The sequence below is a fragment of the Proteocatella sp. QWL-06 genome, assembly GCF_058684135.1.
Genome location: NZ_CM178755.1, coordinates 1,655,902 through 1,681,762 on the forward strand (window position 1 = coordinate 1,655,902; position 25,861 = coordinate 1,681,762).

The 25,861-nt window shown below is 40.3% G+C and carries 25 protein-coding genes and 1 tRNA gene; 4 read left to right on the forward strand and 22 right to left on the reverse strand.

What is annotated here, in order from left to right:
• Positions 1 to 15: 15 nt before the first annotated feature.
• From rnhB to AC4PGZ_RS07910, 17 genes are all read right to left on the reverse strand, one after another.
• Positions 16 to 807, reverse strand: coding sequence for a ribonuclease HII (gene rnhB, locus AC4PGZ_RS07830; RefSeq protein ID WP_492158076.1), 792 nt, complete (start codon positions 805 to 807; stop codon positions 16 to 18).
• Positions 808 to 809: 2 nt separating this feature from the next.
• The gene (ylqF, locus tag AC4PGZ_RS07835) at positions 810 to 1,700 is read right to left on the reverse strand and encodes a ribosome biogenesis GTPase YlqF (RefSeq protein ID WP_492158077.1); all 891 of its coding nucleotides are present in this window, start codon (positions 1,698 to 1,700) and stop codon (positions 810 to 812) included.
• Positions 1,701 to 1,804: 104 nt separating this feature from the next.
• Positions 1,805 to 2,149 carry a 50S ribosomal protein L19 gene (gene rplS / locus AC4PGZ_RS07840; protein ID WP_492158078.1) on the reverse strand — a complete coding sequence of 115 codons (345 nt, stop codon included), beginning with the start codon at positions 2,147 to 2,149 and terminating at the stop codon, positions 1,805 to 1,807.
• Positions 2,150 to 2,234: 85 nt separating this feature from the next.
• Entirely contained in the window at positions 2,235 to 2,990 is a 756-nt protein-coding gene (gene trmD / locus AC4PGZ_RS07845; protein WP_492158079.1) for a tRNA (guanosine(37)-N1)-methyltransferase TrmD, read from the reverse strand.
• Positions 2,990 to 3,493, reverse strand: a complete 504-nt coding sequence (gene rimM / locus AC4PGZ_RS07850; protein WP_492158080.1) for a ribosome maturation factor RimM — start codon at positions 3,491 to 3,493, stop codon at positions 2,990 to 2,992. Before rimM ends, trmD begins: the two co-directional genes overlap by 1 nt.
• A 29-nt stretch (positions 3,494 to 3,522) precedes the next feature.
• Positions 3,523 to 4,155: a regulatory protein RecX gene (locus AC4PGZ_RS07855; RefSeq protein ID WP_492158081.1), complete on the reverse strand. Its 633-nt coding sequence runs from the start codon at positions 4,153 to 4,155 to the stop codon at positions 3,523 to 3,525.
• Between the two features lie 77 nt (positions 4,156 to 4,232).
• Positions 4,233 to 4,463 carry a KH domain-containing protein gene (locus tag AC4PGZ_RS07860; RefSeq protein WP_492158082.1) on the reverse strand — a complete coding sequence of 77 codons (231 nt, stop codon included), beginning with the start codon at positions 4,461 to 4,463 and terminating at the stop codon, positions 4,233 to 4,235.
• A 38-nt stretch (positions 4,464 to 4,501) separates the two neighbouring features.
• Positions 4,502 to 4,765, reverse strand: a complete 264-nt coding sequence (gene rpsP, locus AC4PGZ_RS07865; protein ID WP_492158083.1) for a 30S ribosomal protein S16 — start codon at positions 4,763 to 4,765, stop codon at positions 4,502 to 4,504.
• A gap of 45 nt (positions 4,766 to 4,810) precedes the next feature.
• Complete coding sequence (gene ffh / locus AC4PGZ_RS07870) at positions 4,811 to 6,184, reverse strand: signal recognition particle protein (protein ID WP_492158084.1); 1,374 nt, start codon at positions 6,182 to 6,184, stop codon at positions 4,811 to 4,813.
• Positions 6,181 to 6,531: a YlxM family DNA-binding protein gene (gene ylxM, locus AC4PGZ_RS07875; RefSeq protein WP_492158085.1), complete on the reverse strand. Its 351-nt coding sequence runs from the start codon at positions 6,529 to 6,531 to the stop codon at positions 6,181 to 6,183. The genes ffh and ylxM overlap by 4 nt, the downstream gene beginning before the upstream one ends.
• Positions 6,532 to 6,619: 88 nt before the next feature.
• On the reverse strand, positions 6,620 to 7,894 hold the full coding sequence (ftsY, locus tag AC4PGZ_RS07880; RefSeq protein WP_492158086.1) for a signal recognition particle-docking protein FtsY: 1,275 nt from the start codon (positions 7,892 to 7,894) through the stop codon (positions 6,620 to 6,622).
• Between the two features lie 30 nt (positions 7,895 to 7,924).
• Positions 7,925 to 11,455 carry a chromosome segregation protein SMC gene (gene smc, locus AC4PGZ_RS07885; RefSeq protein ID WP_492158087.1) on the reverse strand — a complete coding sequence of 1,177 codons (3,531 nt, stop codon included), beginning with the start codon at positions 11,453 to 11,455 and terminating at the stop codon, positions 7,925 to 7,927.
• A gap of 12 nt (positions 11,456 to 11,467) precedes the next feature.
• A complete protein-coding gene (locus tag AC4PGZ_RS07890) occupies positions 11,468 to 12,508 on the reverse strand; it encodes an elongator complex protein 3 (RefSeq protein ID WP_492158088.1) in 1,041 nt (346 codons plus the stop codon).
• Positions 12,498 to 13,190 carry a ribonuclease III gene (gene rnc / locus AC4PGZ_RS07895; protein ID WP_492158089.1) on the reverse strand — a complete coding sequence of 231 codons (693 nt, stop codon included), beginning with the start codon at positions 13,188 to 13,190 and terminating at the stop codon, positions 12,498 to 12,500. The genes AC4PGZ_RS07890 and rnc overlap by 11 nt, the downstream gene beginning before the upstream one ends.
• Positions 13,191 to 13,261: 71 nt before the next feature.
• Entirely contained in the window at positions 13,262 to 13,687 is a 426-nt protein-coding gene (locus AC4PGZ_RS07900; protein WP_492158090.1) for a CD1247 N-terminal domain-containing protein, read from the reverse strand.
• A 38-nt stretch (positions 13,688 to 13,725) separates the two neighbouring features.
• Complete coding sequence (gene efp, locus AC4PGZ_RS07905; protein WP_492158091.1) at positions 13,726 to 14,283, reverse strand: elongation factor P; 558 nt, start codon at positions 14,281 to 14,283, stop codon at positions 13,726 to 13,728.
• A gap of 143 nt (positions 14,284 to 14,426) precedes the next feature.
• Entirely contained in the window at positions 14,427 to 15,029 is a 603-nt protein-coding gene (locus AC4PGZ_RS07910; protein WP_492158092.1) for a PulJ/GspJ family protein, read from the reverse strand.
• 548 nt (positions 15,030 to 15,577) lie between these two features.
• Here AC4PGZ_RS07910 and AC4PGZ_RS07915 point away from each other — a divergent pair.
• The 3 genes from AC4PGZ_RS07915 to AC4PGZ_RS07925 all read left to right on the forward strand — a co-directional run bounded on the left by AC4PGZ_RS07915 (position 15,578) and on the right by AC4PGZ_RS07925 (position 19,046).
• Positions 15,578 to 17,371 (forward strand): aminopeptidase P family protein, encoded by a 1,794-nt coding sequence (locus AC4PGZ_RS07915; protein WP_492158093.1) that lies wholly within the window; start codon positions 15,578 to 15,580, stop codon positions 17,369 to 17,371.
• A gap of 118 nt (positions 17,372 to 17,489) precedes the next feature.
• Positions 17,490 to 18,839 (forward strand): peptide MFS transporter, encoded by a 1,350-nt coding sequence (locus AC4PGZ_RS07920; protein ID WP_492158094.1) that lies wholly within the window; start codon positions 17,490 to 17,492, stop codon positions 18,837 to 18,839.
• 131 nt (positions 18,840 to 18,970) lie between these two features.
• Positions 18,971 to 19,046, forward strand: a tRNA-Val gene (locus tag AC4PGZ_RS07925).
• A 509-nt stretch (positions 19,047 to 19,555) separates the two neighbouring features.
• Here the strand turns inward: AC4PGZ_RS07925 and AC4PGZ_RS07930 are convergent.
• The 3 genes from AC4PGZ_RS07930 to AC4PGZ_RS07940 form a co-directional block, all read right to left on the reverse strand.
• Positions 19,556 to 20,671: a hypothetical protein gene (locus AC4PGZ_RS07930; protein ID WP_492158095.1), complete on the reverse strand. Its 1,116-nt coding sequence runs from the start codon at positions 20,669 to 20,671 to the stop codon at positions 19,556 to 19,558.
• Between the two features lie 186 nt (positions 20,672 to 20,857).
• Positions 20,858 to 23,356: a DsrE/DsrF/DrsH-like family protein gene (locus AC4PGZ_RS07935; protein WP_492158096.1), complete on the reverse strand. Its 2,499-nt coding sequence runs from the start codon at positions 23,354 to 23,356 to the stop codon at positions 20,858 to 20,860.
• Positions 23,357 to 23,399: 43 nt separating this feature from the next.
• Complete coding sequence (locus tag AC4PGZ_RS07940; RefSeq protein ID WP_492158097.1) at positions 23,400 to 23,684, reverse strand: ArsR/SmtB family transcription factor; 285 nt, start codon at positions 23,682 to 23,684, stop codon at positions 23,400 to 23,402.
• Between the two features lie 203 nt (positions 23,685 to 23,887).
• Here AC4PGZ_RS07940 and AC4PGZ_RS07945 point away from each other — a divergent pair, with 203 nt between their 5' ends.
• The gene (locus tag AC4PGZ_RS07945; protein ID WP_492158098.1) at positions 23,888 to 25,213 is read left to right on the forward strand and encodes a CHAD domain-containing protein; all 1,326 of its coding nucleotides are present in this window, start codon (positions 23,888 to 23,890) and stop codon (positions 25,211 to 25,213) included.
• A gap of 47 nt (positions 25,214 to 25,260) precedes the next feature.
• Here AC4PGZ_RS07945 and AC4PGZ_RS07950 read toward each other — a convergent pair whose 3' ends face one another.
• Together AC4PGZ_RS07950 and AC4PGZ_RS07955 are read right to left on the reverse strand one after the other, a co-directional pair.
• On the reverse strand, positions 25,261 to 25,458 hold the full coding sequence (locus tag AC4PGZ_RS07950; RefSeq protein WP_492158099.1) for a cold shock domain-containing protein: 198 nt from the start codon (positions 25,456 to 25,458) through the stop codon (positions 25,261 to 25,263).
• A 177-nt stretch (positions 25,459 to 25,635) separates the two neighbouring features.
• Positions 25,636 to 25,833: a cold shock domain-containing protein gene (locus tag AC4PGZ_RS07955; RefSeq protein WP_492158100.1), complete on the reverse strand. Its 198-nt coding sequence runs from the start codon at positions 25,831 to 25,833 to the stop codon at positions 25,636 to 25,638.
• Positions 25,834 to 25,861: the final 28 nt, after the last annotated feature.

Genomic DNA, 25,861 nt, shown 5'->3' on the forward strand with positions numbered 1-25,861 from the left:
TTTTATCTCCTTTTTCTATAAAACCGACTTGCAGAATGATCTTCTGTGTATCGGAGTAAAACCCAGCCTGTTAAGCCCTTCATAATGCGATGCGGTTCCATATCCCTTGTTGCCTGCAAAGTCGTATCCAGGGTACTTTTTATCGTAATTTTCCATAAGGCGGTCTCTGTATACCTTGGCCACTATGCTCGCACATGCTATGGCATAGCTCCTGGCATCTCCTCCCACTACGGTTTGCTGCCTTATATCAAGGTCCTTTATCTTCTGGTTTCCATCCACAAGCACTATATCTATCCTGCTTCCTTTTTCAGAAAGCTCTTTGGATACATGATTGATGGCTGAACTCATCGCAAGAAATGTCGAGTTGAGAATATTTATCCTGTCTATGACGTCATTTTCTATTATTCCAATCGAGCAGTGCCTGCTTTTTTTCACGATAATGTCATACAGGTATTCCCGTTTTTCCTGGGACAGCTTTTTTGAATCATTCACGCCTTCTATCGTGGCATCTCTGTCAATTACAACGCAGGCAGCGACAACAGGGCCGGCAAGAGGTCCTCTTCCTACCTCATCCACTCCTGCGACAATCATGCCTTCCGATGCAAATGAATGGTCAAATTCGATCATTGCCCTTATTCTTGCCTGTTCTTTTTCCGCCTTTGCCTTCTGCCTCTGATATGTCTCTGTTATTTTTTTTACGCCGCTTCTCTCATCGGCCATCAGTTCTCTGACATATTCTTCTCTGCTTATTTCATCAAGACTATCCAGCCTGATCTTTATTTCGCTTATGCTTAATGGCTTTTCCATAGCTATTCCTCTGAATCTGTTTTTTTATTTTGCTCCTGAGGGCTTTCTAGTGTGATCCTGCCCATGAGTCCTGCCCTGAATTCATTGAGAATCGTCTGTCCTGTCCTGTGATAATCTATCTCTTTTCCTCTCAGGATGAATTTTCTCTCAGATGCTATCCTGTTCATTACCTCTATTGTCTCTTCATCAGGATCTATCTCTACAGAATACCTTTTTTCGATTATGGCCGGATCTATCTTCCTTATTCTGTCAAGAAGCTGGAACCCGATTTCCTCGACGTTCAGTACATCATCCTTTATGGCTCCCGTGAAGGCAAGCAGCATTGCAACTCTGTCGTCTTCAAATTTTGGCCAGAGTATTCCGGGAGTATCGAGCATCTCAAGATTTCCCTTCACTCTAACCCACTGTTTTCCTTTGGTGACTCCCGGCCTGTCTCCAGTCTGTGCTGATTTTCTTCCTGTGAGCTTGTTTATCAGTGACGATTTACCCGAGTTAGGTATTCCAACGATCATTATCCTTGGAGCACGGTTTATCATTCCTTTTGACAGGAATTTTTCCTTCTGCGCCGAATAAGCTCTGTCTATCGCAGTTATGAGCCTGTCGAGGCCGTTTCCGCTGTTTGCGTTCATAGCTATTGCTATAAATCCCTTCTTCTGATAATAATCTATCCATTTTCCCGTTACCGCCTGATCTGCAAGGTCCTCTTTGTTCAGGACTATGATCCTGGGCTTGTTTGCAGCTATGGTGTCTATATCAGGATTTTTGCTGGCAAGCGGAATCCTGCTGTCCACGACCTCTACTACTATGTCAACCAGTGCAAGGCTGCTCTGAAGAAGCTCTTTTGTCTTCTTCATGTGTCCCGGGTACCAGTTTATATGCATTCTTTCTTCCATTTTATTCTCCTATCGCCCCCTGAGGGCATTTCCTGTGCCGATATTCTGGATTCATTATTAAAAAAGGAACTGAAAGTCCAGTTCCTTTTTGTCCGCTATTATTCTTAGTGTTTTTTCTCTTTGATTTTAGCAGCCTTACCAACTCTGTCTCTAAGATAGTTAAGCTTAGCTCTTCTTACTTTACCTCTTCTTGTTACATCAATTTTTTCAATTGATGGAGAGTGTACAGGGAAAGTCTTTTCAACGCCTACTCCGAAAGATATCTTTCTTACTGTAAACATTTCTGTAAGTCCGCCACCCTGTCTCTTAAGCACAACGCCCTCGAAGATCTGAACTCTTTCTCTTTTACCCTCTTTTATTCTTATGTGAACCTTTACATTGTCTCCAGGTCCAAAAGCAGGTAAATCCGTCTTAAGTTGTTCTTGTTCAATTGCTCTAATGATATCCATTGTATCCTCCATAGATTCTGGAATGTTCTTAATCCAATCCGACCAGCGGAACATTCGGTAATATTAACTTAGATATTCTACCACATTATTTCATTTTATTCAATACCTTTTCATATATTCTCTTGTTGATTTTGCTGAGCTTTGTAAAATCAAACATTTTGAAAAGATCCGGCCTTCTCTGAGACGTAATCTCAAGAGATTTTTCAAATCTCCACTGATCTATCATGCTGTGATTTCCGCTAAGGAGAACCTCTGGAACCTCAAGTCCCTTGTACTCCCTCGGCCTCGTATAGTGTGGATATTCAAGCAGCCCGTCAGAAAAACTCTCATCCATGTGGGATTCCTCTTTGTTAAGGACTCCATCTATGAGCCTGGCCGTAGCATCTACCACAACCATCGCTCCAAGCTCTCCTCCAGTAAGGATATAGTCTCCTATGGAAATTTCCTCGTCTATCAGCATGTCCACAGCCCTCTGATCGACTCCTTCATAATGCCCGCAAAGAATTATGAGATCCTCATACTGAGTGAGCTCCTGGACTTTTTTCTGAGTAAGCTGCTGACCTCTCGGGGACATATATATCGTCCTGCACTTGCTCCTGTCTATTACGCCCTCACTCATTATATGCTCAAAGCATCTGTCGATTGGTTCAGGAGACATTACCATCCCTGCACCCCCGCCAAAAGGATAGTCATCTACCTTTTTATGCCTGCTCAGCGAAAAATCCCTGATATTATAGCTATTGATGCTTATTATTCCTTTGTCCATCGCCCTTTTTATTATGCTGTGCTGCGTAGATGAGTCGATAAATTCAGGAAAAAGCGTCATTATATGGTATCTCATCAGTCGATCATCCCTTTTATAGGAGTAATGATGATCTTGCCGTTTTCTATGTCAACCACAGGCACAAACTGCTTTAGTGCCGGTATGAGATATTCCTGATCCTCAATGCCCCTTATCACATATACGTCATTTGCGGTATACTTGAGCACATTCACTATAGTCCCTACAGGAGTAAGATCTTCGAGATATACATTCAGACCTATGAGATCAGATATCATGTGTTCGTCTTCGTCAAGCTCTCTGAGGTTGCTGTCATCTATATACAGGTTTATATCTCTGAGGCTTTCGGCCTCTTCGATCGTATCGATCCCTTTCAGCTTGAGAAGCACCATGTTTCTCTGGTATCTTACGTTTTCGATGAAATATTTCTTATCTCCCTGATTTTCCATATACAAATATTCAACTTCTTCAAATCGCTCTGGATAATCCGTGAACGGGTATACCTTCATATCGCCCTTTAACCCATGGGTATTTACTATCTGGCCAATTCTGTGTTTCTTCATATCTCTCACCTTCTTTTATATCTGATTAATTAATCCTCATAATTTCCGAGCATGCTCTTTATCTTGCTCATAGCCTTGTCACAGGCGCTGTATGAAAACCCTTTGTAGCTTAATGTATAATATACTTTTCTGAGTACTTCTTCATCGCTTTTGCCCTTAAGGGTATTGTATTTTTTGATTGCGACTTTGATGGCATTTTCTTCTTCCTGATCAGAGTCAACCTCAGAAACAGCTTTTTCTATATCTTCCTTCTTTATGCCTTTTTTGTACAGGCTGTTTTTAATCTGCCTTACAGAGCTGTTTGACCTCACGGCTTTTTTTGTTATGTTCTCAGCCAGCCTCTTATCGTCTATGAAGCTGTATTCTCCAAGAAAATCAAGTGCATGGCTGACTGCGGAATCGCTGAAATTCTCTTTTTTAAGTTTTTCAGCTACCTTTGCTGCTGATTTTGGAGAATCCGTTATTATCCTGAGAGCTCTGTTCTTGCATCTCTTGATTTCATCTTCTCTTATGATTTCGTTCAGATGCTCCGTCTGCTCAATCTCCACTCCGGTTTTAAGCCTGGATTTATAAAGCCCTTCATCCGTCAGAGTGAATGCGAGCTCTTCATCTATATAGACATCATAATTGAGCCTGTTTCTTTTTATCTTCGTTATTATCATAATAAACTCCCAGTCTACGGCGTCTGGTTTATATACAAAAACCTAGATGACTTTCTTAAAGTCTCTAGGTCTCTATATTACTGTACGATTTCTACAATAACTCTTTTGTTTTCCTTATTCGCTGCTGCTTTTACAACAGATCTTATAGCTTTGGCAATTTTTCCTTGTTTTCCTATAATCTTTCCCATATCCTCTTCTGCCACTCTGAGTTCTACGATTGTAGATTCCTGTCCAATGGTCTCTGAAACAGTTACCTGTTCGGGATAGTCAACAAGTGCTTTTGCTATTACTGCTACTAATTCTCCCATGCTTTTCCTCCTAAGAGAAATGGTAATTATAGTTCAAACTATTTCTTAGAAGCTTCAAACTTCTCTAATACACCATTGCTTTTGAATAAATTCTTTACAGTCTCAGTTGGTTGAGCTCCGTTGTTTAACCATTTAACAGCTTTTTCCTCGTTGATGTTTACAACTTTTGGTGTAGATACTGGATTGTAGTAACCTATTTCTTCGATGAATCTACCATCTCTTGGTGAACGAGAGTCTGCAACTACTATTCTATAAAAAGGTTTTTTGTTAGCACCCATTCTCTTTAGTCTTATTTTTACCATTTGTTTCACCTCCTTAAATTATTTATCATTTATTGTAACCTTTTATTAAAAAGGAAACTTCATTTTTCCCGGGTTCATAGGCATCTGAAACTGACCCTGTCCTCTTCTGCCTTTTTTCCCGCCCTTGCTCATCTTGGTCATCTGCTTCATCATCTTCTTGCTCTCTTCAAACTGCTTTATGAGCCTGTTGACTTCTTTTATATCCTGACCGCAGCCTTTTGCGATTCTCTGCCTTCTTCTGACATTGATTATAGATGGTTTCTCACGCTCTTCCTTAGTCATAGAGAAGATTATCGCCTGAATCCTGTCAAACTGCTTTTCATCTATATCCATATCCTTGAGTTCTTTTGGCATGCCTGGCATCATCTGAAGAAGGCTCTTTATTGATCCCATCTTCTTTATCTGCTGCATCTGATCAAGGAAGTCATTGAAGTCGAATTCCTGTTTCTTTATTTTTTCTTCTAATTCTTTTGCCTGCTTTTCGTCAAATGCGCCCTGCGCTTTTTCGATAAGGCTCAGCACATCGCCCATTCCGAGGATTCTCGATGCCATCCTGTCAGGATGGAACTGCTCAAGGTCGTCGAGCTTTTCTCCTACAGCCGCAAATTTTATAGGCTTCTGGGTAATTGATTTTATGGAAAGGGCTGCCCCTCCTCTTGTATCTCCATCCAGCTTGGTCAGGATTACTCCATCTATTCCAAGCGCTTCGTTGAAGCTCTGAGCTACATTTACTGCATCCTGTCCTGTCATGGAGTCTACAACGAGTAGTATTTCCTGCGGCATTACGCTTGATTTTACATCCTTAAGCTCCTGCATGAGGACTTCGTCTATATGAAGACGTCCCGCTGTATCTATAAGAACTACGTCGTTTCCAAGGACTTTGGCTTTTTCTACGGCTTTTTTTGCTATCTCTACCGGGTTCTTGCTTTCTTCATCGGCATAGACCGAAATCCCGGCCTGCTCACCAACTACCTTCAGCTGCTTTATAGCTGCCGGCCTGTAGACGTCACAGGCTACTGCCATTGGCATCTTGCCCTGTTTTTTTAGCATTTTTCCAAGCTTTGCTACCGTAGTAGTCTTTCCAGCTCCCTGAAGTCCGACAAGCATTATTATAGTCGGAGGATTGCTCGCAAATGTTATCTTGCTTTCAACTCCACCCATGAGCGCCGTCAGCTCTTCATTCACTATTTTAATTACTTGCTGTCCTGGCGTGAGGCTTTCTGTAACCTCTGCTCCCATGGATCTTTCTTTTATCTGCTTTATGAAGTCTTTTACTACTTTAAAGTTAACGTCTGCTTCAAGCAAAGCCAGCTTGACTTCCCTCATTGCCAGATCTATATCTTTTTCGCTGAGCTTTCCTCTGCTTTTAAGACCTTTAAAGGCATTCTGGAGTTTGTCTGACAGATTTTCAAATATCATTCTGATAGCTCCTTGCAAATATCCCTGATGACATCTATTCTGTCATCTTTAAGATTGTAATCCTTACTTATTTCATCCAGGATACTCATGATTTTTTCCAGCTTCTGGTTTTCCTCAGTTTCCTTGCGGAAAAGCCCGAGCTTGCTTTCATAATCAAACAGTATTCCTTCGCATCTTTTTATAGTATCAAATACCGCCTGTCTGGAAACGCTCATCTCATCGCTGATTTCACCGAGAGAAAGATCTTCTCCAAAATAGTACTCCAGTATTGTCGATTGTTTTTCTGTTAAAAGATTTTTGTATAAAATGAACAATTTATTCAGATGAACAAACTTATCGATCTCCATTTTTCCAGTCCTCTCTGTAAAGCACATCTACTTTACAGAGATTATATTATTACATTCTGGACTGTTTGTCAAGTATTTTTACTTTATATCACTGTAAATTTTTTCCAAACAGCGCTCTTGCGAAAGATCTGGCATCAAACTTCTGAAGATCGTCTATCTTTTCGCCGACTCCTATATATTTTATAGGAAGCGACAGCTCTGAGATTATCCCAAGCACGACCCCACCCTTTGCCGTACCATCGAGCTTTGTGAGGATAAGGCCGGTGAGCGGCGCTGCCTCCTTGAATACCTTAGCCTGATTTATTGCGTTCTGACCGGTGGTCGCATCTATCACAAGCAATACTTCTTTTTCGGCCTCAGGATATTCCCTGCTGATTATCTTGAATATCTTTGCAAGCTCATTCATAAGGTTGGCCTTGTTATGAAGCCTTCCTGCCGTATCGCAGATAAGCACGTCTGCATTGTTCGCCTTAGCTGATTTGATGGCATCGAATATGACAGCTGAAGGATCAGCCCCCTCTCCATGCTTCACTATTGGTACATCCGCTCTCTGAGCCCATATGGTAAGCTGCTCTGAAGCTGCGGCCCTGAATGTATCCGCCGCCGCAAGCATAACGCTGCTTCCTTCGTTTTTAAGCTGAGATGCCAGTTTTCCTATGCTCGTGGTCTTTCCCACTCCGTTTACTCCCACAACGACCATTATCCTCGGTTTTTTTGCTGATACTTTTGCAGTCTCTTCAGAGCCTGCCTGCGCCTCGCTGTATTCGTCCTTTACCACGAGTATGCCTTCAATTATGTCTTCCAGCTCTTCCTGAAGCTTTTCTACTTCCTCTATCTTGTTTTCTCTCTCTCTTTTCCTTAACTCTTCAGTTATTCTCATAGTGGTCTCAAATCCCACATCTGCGGTTATGAGTATTTCCTCAAGCTCTTCATAGATATCTTCATCGATAGTCTTATATCCTTTGAACAGATTGTCCAGCTTTGAGGTAAAGCTCTGAGTGGTTTTTGAAAGGCCTTCTTTGAGTCTTGCAAAGAAACCTTTTGCAGGAGCTTCGGGCTCGGCTGCCTCAGGCTCCTGAGCTTCTTCCTGCTCTTCTTCCTGCTCCGGATTTTCCTCACGCTCATCCTCAGGATCTTCCTCAGGCTCAATCTGCGCTTCTGACTCGGCTGCTTCCTCAGCTGATGCTGACTGCAGCTCCTCAGCTACTTCTGCTTTTTCCTGCAGCTCCTCTTCAATCTCAGGGCTTTCTTCTGCCACTGGCTCTGCCTGAGCTTCCTGAGTCTCCACCTGCTGGTATTCTTTGAGATTTTCATCGATCTCTTTATCTTTTTTCTTTCCAAACCCAAATAATTTTTTTAACATATCATTTCCTTTCAAACGCTTGTTTAATCATTACTGCTCAATAAAATCCGTAGCCTCTTCAAATTTCAGGCTGACAACTTTTGAGACTCCCTTGTCCTGCATCGTGACTCCATAAATATAATCAGATGTCTCCATAGTCCCTCTTCTGTGGGTTATTGTAACAAACTGTATATCCTGCGAGAGCTTTTCCAGAAATGCATTGAATCTGGATATATTGGAGTCATCTAGTGCGGCATCTATTTCATCGAGTATGCAAAACGGTGCCGGCTTGGTCATAAGTATTGAGAAAAGGAGAGCTATGGCCATAAGCGATTTTTCTCCGCCCGACATCACTGATGTGGTCCTCAGCTTTTTTCCATCAGGCTGTGCCATTATCTCTATTTCCGAGTTGAGCACATCAGAAGGGTTTGAGAGTACAAGCTTCCCTTCTCCTCCTCCGAATAGCTGCGAGAACACCTTGCCAAAGGTTCCATTTATGCTGTCAAAATTGCTTCTGAATTCTCTTGCCATGTCTTTCTCAAGATCCGCTATGATTTTTTCAAGCACGTCGACTGACTGCCTGAGATCTGATATCTGATCTTTGTATAGCTCATATCGCTCACTCAGTACTCTGTAATCTTCTATGGCATCCAGGTTTATGTTCCCAAGAAGCAAGATCTGCTCTTTCAGCGAGCTTATCTTCTCTTTGGAGAAGTCGCAGTCCTCTGACTTATATTTTCTCGATTCTTCGATGCTAAGCTGATACTCTTCATGCATTCTGGATTTTACATTTTCAGTTATCACATCTACTTTTTCAATCCGGTTTTCAAGTCTGTATTTTTCCTGAAGCTTTTTCATCAGCTTTTCTTCTGCCGTTTTCTGGAATCTTATTACTTCATCAAACAGCTTTTCTGACTTTCTGAGCTCCGTGACTGTGTTTTCATATTCTATTACTATCTCGTCGAGCTCTATCTGGTTGAGCTGAAGGTCAGTGATGCATTCTGAAAGCCGCTTTTCCGCCTCTGCAATCTCTGAAATTATAAGCCTCAGCTCCTTATGATTTTCTTCCTTCTGAAACTCATAATTCGCCTTTATCTCTGCTATCCGTTTCTGCTCGCCAGCTATTCCTTCCATTCTGTTTTCTTTGGCGGAAAGCTCTATCTTGAGGTCTGAAATCTTACTCTGGAAGGATTCCTGATTGTCCTGCTCAGTTTTCTGATCTCTCTGTATATCTGAAATTATCTTTTCAGTTTCTGATATAGCGTCTGCTATTTCAGCCACTTCTTTTTCAAGAACACTCCTGCTTATCAGCTGTTCCTTTTCGAGTGCTTTTTTGGATTCTCTTTCAGACAGCATGCTGCCAATGTTGCTTTTTATATACTTACGGTTGTTTTCTCTGTCGTTGAGATCAAAACTGATTTTTTCAAGCAGTGACAGCTTTTCCTGTATTTCAGAGGATAGATCTCTGAGTGCTTCTTCCTGAAGCTGTTTTTTCTCAGAAACATCTTTAAGTTTTTTCTGAACAATGCTGTAATTAACTTTGAACGCTTCTGCCTTTTCAGAAAATTCTTCTATGAGCCTTTTCCTTCCAAGAATGTTGCTCTGCTTGTAATAATGTCCACCCGTTATCGATCCGCCCTGATTGAATATCTCTCCGTCAACAGTTACTATCCTGTACCTGTAGCCAAGCTTTCTGGAAAGATGTATCGCCTCATCCATGCTTTCTACTATAAGCGTCCTTCCCAGAAGCGACTCTATTATTCCCCGGTACTGCGGCAGGCTTTGCACCACAGAAGACGCTGTTTTTGCGCCCTCCACAGAGATTGGCGAACCACTTACGGTATCCATGGGAAGGAATGTCGCCCTCCCTGATTTTGAAGCCTTCAGGTATTCGACTGCTTTTTTGGCTGAAACGCTGTCTGTAGTAACGATATTCTGAAGGGCTCCTCCAAGAGCCGTCTCTACTGCCTTTTCATACATCTTGTCTGTTCTTATAAGATTGGCAACGATGTCTACTATACCTTTAAGATTTCTGTTTTCAAGTACAGTCTTTACGCTTCGGTTTATTCCCTCCATGTCGTTCTCCATGGATATATACATGTTCTGCTTTACTTTTATCTCTCTTATTTCCTGAGATATCTCCTGCAGGATCTGTTCTTCTTTTTTTCCGGAATCATCGAGTCTTTTCACTTCAAGCTCAAGCTCAGCTTCTTTTTTTCTAAGGTTTTCAATTTCATCCTCAATCCCGGCTTTTCTGCTTCTCACAGCTTCTATTTCCGAGTCGATTTCCATGATATCTGATTCCAGTTTTTTTATCAGAGTAATATTTTCAAGAATTCTTTTATTCTCAAACTCCACACTCTCATCTATGAACTGGATCCTGAGTTCCTTTTTGTTTTTTTCCTCGAGCAGCCTCTGCCTGTCATCAGCAAGCGACCTGTATTTATCCTGCCTGATGTCTATGTCTGCCCTTGCAGAATTCCTTGCTTCCTGCTTCTCATTGATTTCTTTTTTCAGGTCCAGAGCCCGTTTCATTATCTCATCATGTTCAAGCTGCGATTTTTCAATTTCCAGATTAAGCTCTGATATTTTTTCATCTATGGATTTTACTATATTCTTTATCTTTTCTCTCTGGTTCTGCCTCGAAAGGATCTTTTCGTTGTTTCTCTCTATCTCATTCTCTATTGAATTTTTCTCCAGCGTGAGCCTCGATCTGTTAGCGTCAAGTTCTGAGGTAAGCTCCTGGTTTTTCTTCTTTAGCTCTTCATATCTTTCCAGGTCTGCCTTTTTGTCAGCAAGCTCTTTTTCAATCTGCTCAAGCTCGAATGAAACCCTGGCGTATATCTCCCGGTCATGCGAATAGCCTCCGCTCACTGAATCATATTCATGAAGAAGGCTGTTTATTTCAGATATTTTAAGTTCTTCTCTCAGCTCAAGGAATTTAAGCGCTTTTTCATTCTGTCTTTGCAGCGGCTCTATCTGTCTTTCTATTTCAATAAATATGTCATTGAGCCTTTCCATGTTATTTCTTGTGTTTTCCAGTTTTTTCTCGCTGTCTTCCTTCTTGAATCTGAATTTCGCTATTCCACTCGCCTCTTCAAGAATCTTTCTTCTCTGAACCGAGGTTGCGTTGACTATTTCATCTATCTTTCCCTGGGATATTACGGAATATCCTTCTTTTCCTATTCCCGAATCCAGAAGCAGCTCCTTTATGTCCCTCAGCCTGCACTGCTTTCCATTAAGATAATAGGCGCTCTCTCCGGTCCTGTAAGCTTTTCTCTTTATGCTTACCTCTGTGAACTCAATGTCCAGGACACAGTCGCTGTTGTCAAAGAGTATCTCTATTTCGCAGAAATTCGCCTGATTGTGAAGCTTTGTTCCAGAAAATATGACGTCTTCCATCTTTTCTCCGCGGAGATTTCTGGCGCTCTGTTCTCCAAGCACCCATCTGAAGGCGTCGAGAATATTGCTCTTTCCGCTTCCATTTGGGCCTACTATGCTTATTATTCCATCTGGAAACTCAATTTTTGTCTTATGATAAAAGGATTTAAAGCCTTTCAACTCTATCGATTTAAGTCTCACGTTTACCTCTTCTTAAGCTAAAAATGAAATATCTTCTTTCATATTTCCTATCCTGAGGACTTTGTCCCCCTGCGACGCAACTATTTTGAGCCTGATATCATATTTTTCTTTAAAATACTCCTTGTTTGATTTCCTGTTTCCTGAAATCTTGGATATCTGATTGCCAGGTGCCTCTATATCGACAGTTTTTCCCTTGAGCTCATCAATGCCTGTCTCCGTCAGCATTTTTTCAATCAGGTCTCTGTATACTCTCGAATAGATGAGCTCTCCGATTGCGGGGTGAAAAGGTCCTGCAACTACGTCTTTGCCAAGCATTATGTCATCAGTTGTCTGAAGTCCCATCCTTATTACTTTTATGTTGTTTTTTGCAAATTTCATGAAGATGTCCTTGCAGACCTCAACCGTCTTTTCGACGCTCCATGGCTGATAAACCTTACTCTTAAAAAGTGATTCAAGACCTGTGTCTTTTATTACAAGGACCGGATATATTCTAACAAAATGAGGGGCTATCCTGATGAATTCGTCTGCTGTGTACCTTACTTTTTCAGCAGAATCCCCAGGCAATCCAAGCATCATCTGTAATCCCAGTTTAAATCCATTTTTTAAAATAAGCTCCGATGATCTGTATACGCATGCGCTGTCATGCCCTCTGTTGCTCTGCATAAGGACATTTTCGTCAAGAGACTGAACCCCAAGCTCAATGATAGTTACATTAAAGGATTTGAGAAGGCTGAGAGCATCCTCATCAATGGCATCAGGCCTCGTAGATATTCTGATGTCCTTTATATTGTGCGTTTCTCTGTATCTGTTCGCGACGCTGAGAAGTTCTATCTGCCGCTCTTTTTCAATAGCAGTAAAGCTCCCTCCGAAGAAAGCAATCTCAATGTCCATATTCTCATCAATGGTACTGAGGGCTTCCCTGATAACTGATTCCGCTTCTTCAGGTCCTACAGTGGACGTAACCCCTGTTATCCTTTTCTGGTTGCAGAAGACGCAGTCATTCGGGCATCCGCTGTGAGGAACAAATACCGGTATTGTTTTCTTAATGCTCATTAATCTTTTCCAGAGCAATTTCCGCAGCTTTCTGTTCTGCAGCTTTCTTGCTCCTCCCCTCTCCTGTGGAAACATTTCTGTCATTAAGCATAAGGCCTACCGTAAAAGTCTTCTGATGATCCGGTCCGTCCTCGCTTATTACCACATATTCTATCTTTGAATTCGATTTTTTCTGTACCATCTCCTGATACTGGGTCTTGTAATCCTTGAAGAGCTTGCCCTCTATCGCTTTGTCTATAATTTCTTTCATCTGGCTAAGTACGAATCTTTCTGCACTTTCATAGCCTGAATCCAGGTATATGGATGCTATAAGGGCCTCCATTGCATCAGATACTATCGAGCTGCGGTTTCGCCCTCCCGTCTGCTCCTCGCCTTTTCCCATATAGATATAGTGGCTGAGGTCAAACTGATCGCCGCTCATCTTTAGTGAATTCTCACATACGATAGTTGATCTTATCCTTGAAAGCTCGCCTTCTGTTATGCTTGAAAGGTTCTTGAAAAGATATGTCGTTATTATGAGGCTCAGCACGCTGTCCCCAAGAAACTCAAGCCTTTCATTATGCTTTATCATTCTTCTCTTATGCTCATTCGCATAGGACGTATGCGTAAGCGCTGTCTTGAGGAGCTCTATGTCTTTAAAATCATAGCCTATCCTGCTTTGCAGCTCATTGAGTTTTTTCATGTTTTCCTCCTTCCTTTTTTGTTTTACACCAAAAGGCTGCAATAAATGCAGCCTTTTGATGTAGGTATTTCTTATTCTTCTTCTTCTATTTCTTCTTCTTCGAAGTCCTCATCATCACAGGCATTAATTATTACCTGATCACAGCAGGGACAAAGTATGTCTGACTCTTCGTCATAAAGTAAATCTTCATCAATCTCGATTTCTTCACCACAGTGCGGACACGTAACTTCTACATAACCCATATCGTCGTCATCTTCGTCATCTTCATCTGATTCATCATAGAAATCATCTTCAAGATCTGACAGATCCTCGTCGATCAACTCGGTATACTCTTCCAGTTCTTCCTGCTTATCAGATAATTCAACGATAGCATCTGCGAACTCTCCAAGTATTTCAACAATCTCTTCAAGCACGCGGCCTTCTTTGGTTTCCTCGGAAATCCCAAGTCCCTCGCAAAGTCCTCTTAAATAAGCAACTCTCTCATATAAATATTCCATGGTCATGCCCTCCTTATACAAGTATATATTATAGGCTCCTACACTCTTGACATGTAATCGCCTGATCTTGTATCAATTCTGATTTTGTCCCCCTGGTTTACAAACAGAGGAACCTGAACAATAGCTCCTGTTTCCATTGTAGCAGCTTTTGTAACGTTTGTAGTAGTGTCGCCCTTTACTCCAGGCTCGCACTCTACAACTTCAAGCTCTACAAAGTTTGGCGCCTCTACCTGGAATGCAGATCCCTGATAGAATCTTATAGTAGCGCTGTCGTTTTCCTTAAGCCATTTTATTGCATCTTCTACCTGATCATAGTTAAGCGGTATCTGCTCAAATGATTCATTATCCATAAAGTAGTAAAGCTCTCCGTCACTATAAAGATACTGCATCTCTTTAGTCTCTATTACAGCCTTAGGGAATTTATCATTCGGGTTGAAAGTTTCTTCTCTCAATACCCCTGATTTAAGATTCTTGTATTTTGTTCTTACAAAGGCTGCACCTTTACCTGGTTTAACATGTTGGAAATCAATAATAAGGAATGGCTGCCCATCCATTTCAAAAGTTACACCTTTTCTAAAATCTCCTGCTGAAATCATTAACTAATCCTCCAATAATTTTTTATAAAATTTCGTTTAATTATAACCAGACGCCATCAAATTCCATGTTTCGCCAGTAATAATCATTATATATTCAATAGAAATATATTGTCAAGAAAATCGACCATATACAATATCCTTATTTATGCGTTCTGAAGCTCTGCAATGAAATTTTTGCTGTATGTTACTTCTGTATCCTGATATTCAAGCTCCAGCCAGATTCTGTACTTGCTCTCGTCAATCCTTGATATACTCATGCTTCTGACATGGTTTCCCACCTCAAAAACAGACAGGTTTCTATAGTTCTTTGAGCTCATATCCGTACGTGATGCTTTTGAGATATAGACAGGCTTCCTCACTGCACTCTTATATTTTCCGTCAATCAGAAAAGCCTCTGCATAACCGCTCTGATAAAGAGTAAACCTAGTTCTTTTGAGGGATATACAGATGAACTCAGCAGGCTCGCTGCCTATCTCATAATGTTCAGCACCCTGAGGGTCCAGATAATCAAGTACTCCTGACGCTCTCGAAAATTCCCGCTTTATTACCTGCTCAAGATAATCTGCCGATTCAACGAGTTCCTTTTCAGCCACAGACTCATTATATCTGTGCATCATCTGCGAAAACAGACTGAACGATGCAACAATTATAAAGGAAGCAAGCATCAGCGATACTAAAACTTCTATCATTGTATATCCATTTTTATTCGATAAACAACCATATTTCAGAAGTTCCTGCCTTCTCATTTTCCCCTGCTTTCACATCAAATGTATTTCCTTAAGATTATATCATAAAACATTATAAATTACACTATATTTTCATATGCGCCTTTTTTGTTATATAAATAACGAACAATGATTATTTTCACCTCTGCACACCTGATTTTCCTGATTTAACTCGATAGAAAGCAGCCACAAAACCCGGAATTTCTTCTATGATTTTGAATTTTCTGCAAAAAGATGTATCTATATCCATATTATTCTTTCTGTATATTTCATCAATACTCAATACACCTATCATTGTTCGAATTTAATATTCAGGTGAATAAAGCCACAATACGACAGTCACAATTTGCAATAATCCGTATTTTCAGCCTTTTTGAATAATCAAAAGATTTGTTTAATTTTTATTTTACCGTGAATCAATTTCACAAAAATGAAAATAAACGGGGAATATATTACTATTTTTCATTATTTTAATAATATTATAACGATTTTTTGTCATTTTGTATTGTAAGCAAAGACATTTTGTGATATTATTGGCTATGTGAATATAACAAAGGGAGGTTTTAATTATGAACATTCTTGAAAGAGTTTCAAAACTAAGACAGCTTATGGCTGAAAACAGCATAGATGCATACATAATACCATCTGCTGACAATCATCAGAGTGAGTATGTTGGAGAGTATTTTAAGACAAGAGCATACATATCTGGATTTACAGGTTCTGCTGGTACAGTAGTGATTACAAAAGACGATGCCGGCCTCTGGACAGACGGAAGATATTTCATACAGGCTGACCACCAGCTGGATGGTTCTGGAATAAGGCTTTTCAAGATGGGTGAGCCTGGCGTTCCTACGACCGAAGAGTTCCTTTCTGACAGCATTCCATCAGGAGGAAAGCTTGGATTTGACGGAAGAGTTATCGCTGCCGAAGAAGGTATCTCACTTGAGAAAAAGCTTTCAGAAAAAAACATCAGCATAGTATATGATCTTGATCTTGTCGATCAGTTCTGGACTGACAGACCTGCAATGTCTGAAAAGCCTGCTTTTCTGCTTGACGTAAAATACTCTGGCGAGAGCTTTTCTTCAAAACTTGCAAGAGTAAGAGAAAAAATGACAGAAGCTGGAGCTGCATGTCATATAATAACAAGCCTTGATGATATAGCATGGCTTCTGAACATCAGAGGAGATGATGTGGCTTATTCACCGCTAGTGCTTTCATATTCAGTGATAACACTTGACAGTGTCCATCTTTTCATCGACGAAAATAAGCTCGGCGCAGATATAATGGCTGAGTTTGCAAAGGAAAATGTAGTAATCCACCCTTACAATGACGTGTATGAGTTCATCAAGACAATAGAAAAGGATCAGGCAGTGATGGTAGATCCTAAGAAGATAAACTATGCGATATTCAACAACATACCATCAGAAGTAAAGGTAATAGAAAAAGATAACCCTACTATAATGTTCAAGGCCATAAAAAATGAAGTTGAGCTTGAAAACGTAAGAAAAAGCCATATCAAAGATGGCATAGCCTTCGTTAAGTTCATGTACTGGCTTAAGCAGAACATAGGCAAGATAGAAATAACTGAGATTTCCGCATCTGACAAGCTCGAGGAGTTCAGAGCTCAGCAGGAAGGTTTCATAGGACCAAGCTTTGCCCCTATCTCTGCATACAAAGAGCATGCAGCTATGATGCACTACAGCGCTACCGAGGAAAGCAACTATGCACTCAAGCCTGAGCATCTTTACCTTACTGATACAGGCGGAAACTACTATGAAGGAACTACTGACATAACAAGAACGCTTGCACTTGGAGAGATCAGCAATGAGCTTAAGGTTCACTTCACTGCTGTAGTAAGAGGTATGATCAACCTTTCAATGGCAAAATTCCTTTACGGAGTAAGAGGCTACAACCTCGACGTTCTTGCGAGACAGCCAATATGGCAGCTTGGAATAGACTATAAATGCGGTACAGGTCACGGCGTGGGATACCTTCTGAACATACATGAAGGACCAAGCGGATTCAGATGGCAGATAGTACCATCAAAAAATGAAACCGCTGTTATGGAGCCAGGAATGGTAATAACGAACGAGCCGGGAATATATATCGAAAATTCGCATGGTATCAGAATAGAGAACGAGCTTATATTCCAGAATGCAGAGAAGAACGAGTTTGGACAGTTCATGAATTTCGAAGTCGTAACATTCATACCAATAGATCTTGATGCAATAGAGCCATCTGAGCTTAACAAGGATGAAAGAGCTTATCTCAACAATTATCACAAACAGGTATTTGAAAAAATATCACCATATCTCACCGAAGAAGAAAAAGACTGGCTCAAGGTATACACTAGAGAGATCTAATAAAAATCTTATCAGCCATAAACTACCATTATAATGGTATTTGAAGTGTCTGCATTCTTCTAACGACGAATGCAGTCGCTTTTAAAAATACAAAAAATATTTCAGGAGGAAAAACAAATTGGAAACTGTAAACAAAAAAAGACCGTTTGGTTTTTACGTATGCGCCCTTTCTTTCTCATTTGAAAGATTCGCGTTCTATTCAGCTAAATGGCTAATCTCAGTATTCGTAGTTGCAAGCATTATTGACGGAGGACTAGGTCTTACGCCTGCGGATGCAGCTAAAATGTCAGCAAACCTTGTTGCATTCACTTATCTTGCACCAATCATCGGAGCTTTTGTATCAGACCGTTACATAGGAGCAAGATATCTCGTTCCAGTGGGAATGACTCTGATGGGACTTGGTTACTTAGTGGGATGGCAAGCTACTTCAGCTTCAATGGTTAACATCATGATCATCCTTGTTTCTATAGGAACTGGTCTTTTCAAATGTCAGGCTAATGCTATCACAGGAAGACTTTTCGATGACCCTAGACAGCTTGACAGTGCATTCTCTACAATGTACTCATTCGTAAACTTTGGTTCATTCTTCGGAACTACAATCCTTGGAGTTGTTGCCGGAGTTAAAGGATACTCTTTCGCATTCCTTATATGCGCACTTATGATGTTCCTTGATGCTGCATGGTTCATATTTGGATGGAGATTCCTTGGCGAAGCAGGTAAAAAACCATTTAAGGTTGACGAAAACAGTAAAGATGAAGTTACAAGTAAAAAAGAAGAGGTTAAAGTTCCTCTTACTACTGTTGAGAAGAAAAGGGTTGCTGCAATCATATTAGTTTCAATCTTCTCAGTTATATTCTGGGTATTATGGTACCTTGCTTACATGCCAGTATATTACTACTGGGGAGGAGATGCAGCAGCTGCAAACTGGATGATCGGAAACTTCGAAGTTCCTACAGCTTGGTTTGACTCGCTGAATGCATTTATGTGTATCGCTCTTGGACCAGTTCTTGGTGCTCTTTGGACAAAGCTTGCAAAGAGACCTAAAGGTGACCTGAGCATGTTCAAAAAGACTGCTCTTGGAATGATCCTTCTTGGACTTTCATATGTAATATTTGCTATGGCAGACGTTACAAGAGGAGACAATCTTGCTCCGCTTGCATGGATAATCGCATTTGGTGTTGTACTTTCACTTGGTGAGATGGTATTCTCTCCACTTGGAAACTCATTCATCAGTAAGTTCGCTCCACCAAGAATGCTTACATCAATGATGAGTGTATGGGTTCTTGCAGTATTCTTTGCAGGAAAATCATATGGATACCTTTATGAGTTCACTCTTAAATTCGACTTTGCAACAGCATACTTTACAATCGCTGCAATAGCTATAGTATCAGGAATAATACTATGGGCTATGGACAAGACGCTTAACGGTCTTGTTGCTGAAGAAAACGATACAGAGCACGTTGCTTAATCAATTGAAACCCTTCGGTAAATACCGGAGGGTTTTTTAAACTCTGCAATTAATTAATCATAAAGCCTTGACTCCAGACCTGTTTCCTGATAAAATCAATATTAGATATATTTCCAGCATATTCATATTCAGGGCGATTAACTCAGCTGGTAGAGTGCCACCTCGACAAGGTGGAAGTCGTTGGTTCGAGTCCAATATCGCCCACCAATCGGGTAGGAGGTAGATAAAATAATTATCTACCTCCTACCCGATTTTATCTATATACATAACCCTCTTTGCTGTTTCATAAATCATAGAGAAGATAACTCAGCTACGTAAACATATCAGTATCTGTTGTACCAACAATCCTTATATTAAAAATGGTGGAAATGAGAATTTCCACCATTTCAGACTGTAGACAAAGTCAAAATAAATTCACTTCTTACGAAACAACTCTGTTCTGTTTCTTATTAAATTCTTTACACAAAAAACGACAACCCACCCACCAATCAATGAAAAAGCAGCTACATACAATGGTTTTATCCGACCTTCTCCATAGAAAATAATCATAATGGCAGCGACAAACCATATAATTACTACTATAAGCATTAAAATATACTTGGGTTTCATAATGGTTACCTACCTTCTTAGACAGTTGTATATGATGTAAATGGTCCATAACTATCGCCAGTTGATGCTGTAAAGTTCCAAACAAATTTATAATTTACAAATAAGTGTTATTTTGCTGATGATACAGCTGCTACCGGCTGCGTCTGAGGCATTTCTGCCGGCATGAATGCTTCCATATACTTGTCCATGCTTACTGCATTCTTAAGATCCGGCATTACAAGCTCACGCTTTTCTACTTTTTTCGCTGTCTGAGTCATGCTTAGGTTCAGATCCATCATGTCTCTCATTATAAGCTTCATTCCTATATCTGATTTGTATGTGCTGTCAGTGAATGATTCTTTTGTAGTCATTTCAGATCCCTTTATTGTTTCCTTCGCTACTGCCATTGCCTGGAATATCTGATCTTTGCCAGTCTCATTGTACTGTTTTCTGAGTTCAGCTATTTCTTCTTTTGATACCTTGAATTCTGGAGAAAGATCCATTATCTTGAGTATCTCTTCAATGTTTACTACCGTCTTATCTATCGATTTTACTGACATGTCAATAATCTGATCTGAGTTAAGGCTGATAGTGTAGGTTCTTCCTGCCTTGTTTACAGGTACGCTGAAACCTACAATATCCATTATCTTCGATGCTTTTTCAAGGATCTCTCCTCTTTTTTCAGGTGAAGTCATGCTCTCTATATATTCGCTCATTGCCTGATACTGCGCGCTCGCAGAGGCTTCTTCTTCTGTCATAACAGAAGTATCAAGAGCAGTGCTCATAATTATATATTCCTGAGGCATATTCTTTATGGAATCCGGTAAAGGCTGACCTGAAGCTCCCATTACGGCATCAAGATAGTTCTTGCTTATATAGACATTCTTATTGTCTACATATATCTTTATATCCTTTATATTCAGCTTTTTTTTGTCCGATATGAGATCCATCTTTACATATGCCTTTGTTGCACTTCCGTCGCTCTCATTAAGTGTATATCCCTCGGCGTTTATGTCCACGTTAACTGTCTCAAACTTGAGCTCCTGTGTCTGATACTCACCTTCCTTAAGCTCCGGCGTAACAGGAACCTTCATGACCATCTTTCCTGCTATCTCTGTTTCACTCGATTCCCATCTTGCCATCTTTTCCGTTTCATCAAAATATGCCTTTTGCTGCGTAGTGCATCCAGTAATGCTTGAAGACATAAGTAAGATGGACATAAGTACTGCAAATTTCCTTTTCATGCCATTCTCCTTTACAATAAATAATTTATTAAATATTTATAAAAATTTACCTTACAATTAATTTTACCACATATTCTTAAGTTTAATCATATAGTATATTGATAATAGTATATTAAATATCTATTACAAAAATAAAACTCTGATTAGAGAACGGGTTCCCTTATCAGAGTCTTGAAAATTATTTTATTATATAAAGAGGTTTACATTTGAATCTTCTGCTTCTCCAAGGTAGTATCCTACGCCGCCAAGGTTTACTCCGTCAATAAGCTCTTCTTCCTTTATTCCCATGACGTCCATGGACATAGTACATGCCACTATGTTTACACCATTGTCGATTGCTGCCTGGATAAGATCCTCAAGTGACTCAACATTCTTGTCCTTCATAACCATTCTAATCATCTTCGCACCCATCCCAGCCATGTTCATCTTGGAAAGCTGAAGCTTTTTGCTTCCTCTTGGCATCATCATGCCAAATGCCTTTTCTATGATATTTTTTGGAACGCTTACTTTTTCATTTTTTCTAAGGATATTGAGCCCCCAGAATGTAAAGAACATTGTTACAGGCTTGCCCATGGCAGCAGCTCCATTTGCTATTATGAAAGATGCTATGGCCTTGTCAAGATCCCCGCTGAATACGATTATCGTCTTTCCGTCTCTGGGATCAGCAGCTGGAGCCTGGCTCAAAGCTGCCTCTGCAGCCTTCTGAGCAGGTACTGCCTCTGATCTGATTCCTTTTCTCACAGTCGCAAATACAAATCCGCCTTCCTTGTGAGCTTCCAGAAGCTCGTTTCCTGTTCTTTTTGCAAACGCCTTTATGTCTTCATAAAATCCCGGATCTGAAGCCTTTATCTTCATTATGTCTCCGTCTTTCATTTCATCAATAGTCTTTCTTGCCTTCATGAGAGGACCAGGGCAGCAGATTCCACATGCGTCTACATCAAAAACCTTTCCATCCTCAGAATACTGCGGCTGAAACTCATCAATACCTATTTTGCAGTCCAGACACTCCTGATCCATCTCATCATCACTGAGTCGTCTGGCCTGGTACTTTCCCATGTCATACATCTTGATTCCACCGGTAAGATTTCTTACCCTGAATCCTTTCTGCATAAGCATTCTCGCCGCTACATAGCCTCTAAGTCCTACTGCGCAGAATACAATGATTTCTTTGTTCTTATCAAGCTCTCCTGCTCTTTCTCTGAGCGAATCAAGCGGAATATTTACAGCTCCTGCTATAGTCCCTCCTTCAAGCTCAAGCTCGTCTCTTACGTCAACCAGCATCTGAGTCTGAGGATCATAGCTTCCAAGCTCTGCAGGAGTAATCAGGCTGCATTTGCCGGTAAGGTCGTTCTCCGCCACAAAACCAGCCATGTTCGCAGGAGATTTTGCAGAAAGGAATGGCGGTGCATATGCCAGCTCAAGCTCTTCGAGGTCTTCAATAGTTCCTCCAAATTTCATAGTTGATGCAATCACGTCTATGAACTTGTCTACTCCGTCATAGCCTATCGCCTGTGCCCCCAGCACTTTTCCTTCCGGTGAGTACAGAACCTTTATCGTAAGCTGTGTCGCCCCAGGATAATAGCTTGCATGCGAATTTGGATGGATGTACAGCACTCTGTATTCCTTGCCCATTCTCTGAAGGTTTCTCTCATTGTTTCCAGTTGAAGCTGCAGCCATCGAGAATATCTTTAGTATAGAAGTTCCAAGGCTTCCCTTGTATGTCCTTCCAAGCCCTGCAATGTTGTCAGCTGCTATTCTTCCCTGCCTGTTTGCAGGTCCTGCAAGAGGTATCGCAACGTCAGTCCTGTGAAGATAATCCTTTACCATTATTGCATCGCCTACAGCATACACGCCTTCGATGTTTGTCTGCATTGAATCATCAACAAGTATATGGCCTCTTTCTCCAAGGTTTATTCCCGAATCTCTTAGGAATCCTGTGTCAGGAGATACTCCGATTGAAAGTATGACCATGTCAGTCACAAGATTCTGACCGTCATTGAGCTCTACAGTTATGTTGTTTTCAGTTTCTTCGAATCCCTTAACTCCGTTGCCAAGAATAAGTGAAACTCCGTGGTCATTCAGCTCTTTTTCAGCTATTACTGCCATCTCTGTATCAAACGGAGCCAGTATATGAGGAGCTGCCTCAACAAGAGTTACCTTGATCCCTCTTTCTTTAAGGTTTTCTGCCGTCTCTATTCCAATGAATCCTCCGCCTATGACAACTGCACTCGTTATTTTCTTACTGTCTACTACAGCTTTTATCTTATCAGTATCCGGAACGTTTCTGAGCTTGTAAATCCTGCTGCTGTCTATTCCCTTTATCGGAGGTGCAATAGGCTTTGCTCCAGGAGAAAGTATGATGTAGTCATATGACTCTTCATAAGTTCCTCTGTCTGAAGAATTTACAGTCACTTTCTTTGAATTTACATCTATCCCTGCAACATCACTGTTTACTCTGACATCTATGTTGAATCTTGCTTTCATGGCTTCTGGCGTCTGAACCAGAAGAGCTTCTCTTTCTTTGATCGTCTCACCGATATAATAAGGAAGTCCACAGTTTGCAAACGAAATATATTCTCCTCTTTCAAACATTATTATCTCTGCGCTCTCATCAAGCCTTCTCATTCTCGCTGCAGCAGAAGCTCCACCAGCAACTCCACCTACTATTAAAATTTTCTTACTCATCATAACCTCCAGAATTATAAATTATATTACCCTCACATAAACATTACATAGATTCAATTATTGCTTTTATAAGCTTCTTTACTTTCTCGTTCCTGACTTCATAATTGATTTCCAGCCCGGTACGGTCTCCTTCTATTATGCCTGCCGCCTTCAGCTTCTGAATGTGCTGAGAAACCGTAGACTGAGGAATGTCAAGGCACGTCTGCATATGTGATACATTGCATCTTCCATTCTCAATCAGCCCTTTTGCTATGCACAGCCTTACCGGATGTGCCAGGACCTTTAGAAGCTCCGACATTTCTTCAAGTTCTTTGTAGTTCATCTCCATAATTTACCTCTTTATCTCAAGTTTATTTCAACTTTGACATAATATTAATTTGTATATTGTAATATTACGATATATAGATATAAATGTCAAGCATAATTATGATATTTTTTTATTTTAACACGCTCACCCATAAATGAATAATTCCTATTGATATTGGATATAAATATGTATGAGGCTTTTTCTTTACATTTGGAGGTGATTCTTTGGATCTAATAATTGTAAGGCACGGCAAGGCTGAAGATATTTCACAGAAGCCGGAAGGCAGTGATTTTAACAGATCTCTTACAGATGAAGGCGTGGTTCAGGTAAGAACTATGGCCAAAATACTCAAGGGCATCACAAAATACAATGAATACAAAAATATCAGGATTGTTGCCAGCTCAAGCGAAAGAACCATGCAGAGCGCAAACAACATTTCTGATATTCTGAAGACGGCTGAGGCAATTCCCTATGACAGTCTGTATCATGGCGATTATAATGCACTTATTCCTGATATTGTTTCAGAGCATGCTGAAGCTGACTGTATAATCCTAGTAGGTCACAATCCTAATGTATATTTTCTTACATCCAGCCTCTGTGAGACAAATCTTGAATTTAAGAAGGGCAGTATAGCATGCGTGAAGCTGAATGAAGGATATTCTTCAGGCACCCTGAGGTTTTTCATAAGCTCGGATCTTGCGGACAAAAAAACGAAGCCGGACAAGAATCTTTCGAACTATAAAAGAAAGGTTTACCCGGGCATAGACCTGTCAGACGTAAAATTTGAGTTAGACGAGCTTTCAGACCATTTCTATAGGATATGCGATGATTTCAGAAAAGACCCGTCCGAACCGGAGAATATCCATCAGATGAGGCTTTGTATAAGAAAGATCCTGACTCTCGTGGATTTTTCAAAAGATGACGTGTCCGAGGACTCATTCAGACATGTTTCAAAAAGCCTGAGAAAGCTCAATTCAGAGCTTTCAATAGTTCGGGATCTGGACCAGTTCATATACTATGCAGAGAAGACTGAAATCAAAGGCTATTTTGATAAGATGGCAGCTTTGCAGAGAAAAGAACATGAATCTGACATATTCTACAAAATCGACACCGGCACATTCCATGATGTTGACAATATTCTCTCTTCTCTCGTATGGCTGAATAAGAATGAAACCCTCAAGGATGTTGATTTATATATAATGAATCTCATGAGAAAAGTAGAAAATCGCAGAAAAAAACTCAGCCTCGACGAGCCGGAAAAGCTACACAGTACAAGGCTGACTGGCAAGAAGATAAAGAATATAATTGAGATATTTCCTGATGGAATCAAGAACAGCACACTCGTTCTTGATAATGATATCAAGAAGTTTGTAAAGACGCTTGGAAACATCAACGATCATAATAATTCGCTCAAGATACTTGAAATACTCTATAAATTAAGTAAGAACCCGGATATGGAAACTGATAATGAGATAGTTTCTGAATACAAGGAGCTAAAATCTCATTTTAAGAGCCTCAGAAAAGACGAATTCAGGAAAATCAAGAAATAGTAAACGTAAAAAAGGCAGAACATTTGTTCTGCCTTAACTTTTGATAATTATGCTCTAACTACGTTTTCTGCCTGAGCTCCACGTGGTCCTTTAGTTATATCAAATGTTACTTTTTGTCCTTCGTCAAGAGATTTGAATCCTTCTCCCTGGATAGCTGTGAAGTGTACAAATACATCTTCTCCATCTTCTCTTTGAATAAATCCGAATCCTTTTTCTGCGTTAAACCATTTTACTGTACCTGTCATGTTGAGGTACCTCCTGTTTTCTTTTTTTTTTTATAATTGTTACGAAATAAAAAATTCACATATTATTACAAACCACAGATCGCCATGATTTCTAATAACATGTGAAATCTATACGCCAACTACTATATTCTTATATTACACCAATTCAGTGCAAATGTAAAGCCTTTTTTTTGATAATTATACTCTAACTACGTTTTCTGCCTGAGCTCCACGTGGTCCTTTAGTTATATCAAATGTTACTCTCTGTCCTTCGTCAAGTGATTTGAATCCATCTTCCTGAATAGCTGAGAAATGTACGAATACGTCTTCGCCGTCTTCTCTCTGAATAAATCCGAATCCTTTTTCTGCGTTAAACCATTTTACTGTACCTGTCATGTTGAGGTACCTCCTGTTTTCTTTTATT